This window comes from Streptomyces sp. ID05-39B, from assembly GCF_033794725.1.
In the GTDB taxonomy this organism is placed as follows: Bacteria; Actinomycetota; Actinomycetes; order Streptomycetales; family Streptomycetaceae; genus Streptomyces; species Streptomyces bobili.
This window is the reverse complement of record NZ_JARGEF010000073.1, coordinates 30067-33502: the sequence shown is the minus strand read 5'-3', so window position 1 is coordinate 33502 and position 3436 is coordinate 30067. Positions and strand designations below refer to the sequence as shown.

The following is a 3436-nucleotide window of genomic DNA, read 5'->3' as shown; positions in this document are numbered from 1 at the left end:
ATGTCGTACGGGGGTGAGGCGGGCGGAGTCTCCCGGTCTCACCGGCGGACCCCCAGGTGGCGGCCGGCTGATGCGGCCCGGCTCTTAGGGCGCGTCCCGGGGCTCTGAGAGACTGGGCGGGATGAGTGAGACTGCACAGCCGACCGCCGCCCCGCAGCGTGCCCGTGCCGAGATCGATCTGGCCGCGCTGCGGGCCAACGTGCGCGCGCTGCGCGCGAAGGCGCCCGGCGCGGCGTTCATGGCCGTGGTGAAGGCCGACGGATACGGCCACGGCGCGGTCGCCTGCGCGCGCGCCGCCGTCGACGCGGGCGCCACCTGGATCGGCACCGCCACCCCGCAGGAGGCCCTCGCGCTGCGCGCCGGGGCGGGCCTGCCGGCGGACGTCCGGATCATGTGCTGGCTGTGGACGCCCGGCGGGCCCTGGCGGGAGGCCGTCGAAGCGGACCTGGACGTGTCCGTGAGCGGCCTGTGGGCGCTGCGCGAGGCCGTCGAGGGTGCGCGGCTCGCCGGGCGGGCCGCCCGCGTGCAGCTCAAGGCCGACACGGGCCTCGGGCGCAACGGCTGCCAGCCCGCCGACTGGCCAGGCCTGGTCGCCGAGGCGCTGCGCGCCGAGCGCGAGGGCCTCGTCCGGATCACCGGCGTGTGGTCCCACTTCGCCTGCGCCGACGAGCCGGGCCACCCCTCCGTCGCCGCCCAGCTCACCCGCTTCCGCGAGATGCTGGCGCACGCCGAGGAGCGGGGCGTACGGCCCGAGGTGCGGCACATCGCCAACTCGCCGGCCGCGCTCACCCTCCCCGAGACCCACTTCGACCTGATCCGGCCGGGCATCGCCATGTACGGCGTCTCACCGAGCCCCGAGCTGGGCTCCTCCGCCGACCTGGGGCTGCGCCCGGTGATGAGACTGGCGGCCTCGCTGGCCCTGGTGAAGCAGGTCCCGGGCGGCCACGGCGTCAGCTACGGCCACCACTACACGACCCCCGGCGTGACGACCCTCGGCCTGGTCCCCCTCGGCTACGCCGACGGCGTCCCCCGGCACGCCTCCGGCACCGGTCCCGTCCTCATCGGCGGCAAGTGGCGTACGGTCGCCGGGCGGATCGCGATGGACCAGTTCGTCGTCGACCTCGGTGGCGACGAGCCGGGACCCGGTGAGGAGGCCGTGCTCTTCGGCCCCGGCGACCGCGGCGAGCCCACCGCCGAGGACTGGGCGCAGGCCGCGGGCACCATCGCCTACGAAATCGTCACGCGCATCGGATCGCGCGTCCCCCGCGTCTATGTGGACGAGGCGGACGAGACCAGCCCCTGAAACGCTTCCACGCCCATTCAGGTGCAGGCGATTCGCGTGCATGCAGTTCATCCGAACGAGGAACCAGACGGGTACCCGCGCGCGGGCATCCCGCATCCGGCGACAACCGGTGACATCCGGTGAAGAGGAGCGGTACGTGAGCGAGAGCAGCGCGGAGGCAGTGGCGAGTGCCGCCTCGGCGGTCGTCGACGCCGCCTCCGCCACGGGGGCCGGCTGGCGGCGCGCGACGGGCATCGCGGGCGCCGCGATAGGTGTGATCGCCGCGGGCGCCGCCGCCGGAGTCGCCCTGGAGCGGATGACCGTGGGACGCGGCATGCGGGCGAAGGCCCGTCTCGCCCTGGACTCGACGGGCCCGTACGGCGCGCTGCGCGGCACCCCCGGCAAGGCGTACGCCGACGACGGCACCGAGCTGTACTACGAGGTCGACGACGTCGAGCCGCAGGGCGGTCCGGCGAACCGCCGGCGCCGCCTGTTCGGCCGCAAGTCCCCGCTCCCCGTCACCGTCGTCTTCAGCCACGGCTACTGCCTCACCCAGGACTCCTGGCACTTTCAGCGGGCGGCCCTGCGGGGCGTCGTACGGACCGTGCACTGGGACCAGCGCAGCCACGGCCGGTCGGCGCGCGGCGCGGCCCAGCTGCGGGACGGCGAGCCGCTGACCATAGACCAGCTGGGGCGCGACCTGAAGGCCGTCATCGACGCGGCCGTGCCGGAGGGGCCGATCGTGCTCGTCGGGCACTCCATGGGCGGAATGACCGTGATGGCGCTGGCCGCGCAGTTCCCCGAGCTGATCAGCGAGCGGGTCGTCGCCACCGCCTTCGTCGGTACGTCGTCCGGGCGGCTCGGCGAGGTGAACTTCGGACTGCCGGTCGCCGGGGTGAACGCCGTGCGGCGGGTGCTGCCGGGCGTGCTCAAGGCGATGGGGCAGCAGGCCGCGCTGGTGGAGAAGGGGCGGCGGGTCACCGCCGATCTGTTCGCGGGGATCATCAAGCGGTACTCGTTCGCGTCGCGGGACGTGGATCCGGCCGTCGCCCGGTTCGCCGAGCGGATGCTCGAGGGCACACCGATCGACGTGGTCGCGGAGTTCTACCCGGCCTTCACCGATCACGACAAGACCGAGGCGCTCGCCCACTTCACGGACATGCCGGTGCTGGTGCTGGCCGGCATCGGGGACCTGGTGACGCCCAGCGAGCACAGCGAGGCCATCGCCGACCTGCTGCCGGACGCCGAACTGGTCCTCGTGCCCGACGCCGGGCACCTCGTGATGCTGGAGCATCCGGAGGCCGTCACCGACCGGCTCGCCGACCTGCTCACCCGCGCGGGCGCCGTACCGGCAGGCGTTACCGTGGGTGGCTATGGAAGCACCAGCAGCAGCGCGCAGGGCTGAGACCGAGCTGACCGTCACCTCCCCCGAGCAGATGCGGGACCTGGGCAGACGCCTGGCCGCACTGGTGCGCGCAGGTGATCTCGTGATGCTCAGCGGGGAGCTGGGCGCGGGCAAGACGACGCTGACGCGCGGGCTCGGCGAGGGTCTCGGCGTGCGGGGCGCGGTCACCTCACCGACGTTCGTCATCGCCCGCGTCCACCCGTCCCTCGGGGAGGGGCCGCCGCTCGTCCATGTCGACGCGTACCGCCTGGGCGGCGGGCTGGACGAGATGGAGGACCTGGATCTCGACGTGTCCCTGCCCGAGTCCGTGATCGTCGTGGAGTGGGGCGAGGGCAAGGTCGAGGAACTGGCCGAGGAGCGGCTCCAGGTGCGCATCCACCGGGCCGTGGGCGACACGACGGACGAGGTCCGGCAGGTGACGGTCACCGGTCTGGGCGAGCGCTGGGCCTCGGCGGATCTGGGCGCGCTGGCGGGCTGAGGTGAGCCAGGCATGTCGGCGGGCTGAGGGGGGACCGGGCGTGTCGTCGGGCTGAGGTGGGCTTGGGCGTGCTGGCGGGCCGGGGCGGACCGGGGGTGCCGGCGGCCTGGGGCGGATCTGGGAGTGCTGGCGGGCTGGGGCGGCCAGGCGCCCTGAGGCGCAACGGTGTGCCGGCGGCCTGAGGCGCACGAGTGTGCCCGTGCTCTGAGGCGCAACGGCGTGCCGGCGGCCTGAGGCGCAACGGCGTGCCGGCGGCCTGAGGCGCAAGGGC

The 3436-nt window shown here is 74.4% G+C and carries 3 protein-coding genes; all 3 read left to right on the top strand.

Annotated elements, in window-relative coordinates; all coding sequences use genetic code 11:
* Positions 1 to 121 precede the first annotated feature (121 nt).
* The gene (gene alr / locus P1P75_RS18120) at positions 122 to 1303 is read left to right on the top strand and encodes an alanine racemase (RefSeq protein WP_319256493.1); all 1182 of its coding nucleotides are present in this window, start codon (positions 122 to 124) and stop codon (positions 1301 to 1303) included.
* A gap of 136 nt (positions 1304 to 1439) precedes the next feature.
* A complete protein-coding gene (locus P1P75_RS18115) occupies positions 1440 to 2687 on the top strand; it encodes an alpha/beta hydrolase (protein ID WP_319256491.1) in 1248 nt (415 codons plus the stop codon).
* Positions 2656 to 3165: a tRNA (adenosine(37)-N6)-threonylcarbamoyltransferase complex ATPase subunit type 1 TsaE gene (gene tsaE / locus P1P75_RS18110; protein ID WP_319256489.1), complete on the top strand. Its 510-nt coding sequence runs from the start codon at positions 2656 to 2658 to the stop codon at positions 3163 to 3165. Before P1P75_RS18115 ends, tsaE begins: the two co-directional genes overlap by 32 nt.
* The last annotated feature ends 271 nt before the right edge of the window (positions 3166 to 3436 follow it).

Excerpts from the sequence above, each read along its gene's own strand:
- alr (WP_319256493.1), top strand. The coding sequence starts at position 122 with ATGAGTGAGACTGCACAGCCGACCGCCGCCCCGCAGCGTGCCCGTGCC.
- tsaE (WP_319256489.1), top strand. The coding sequence starts at position 2,656 with ATGGAAGCACCAGCAGCAGCGCGCAGGGCTGAGACCGAGCTGACCGTC.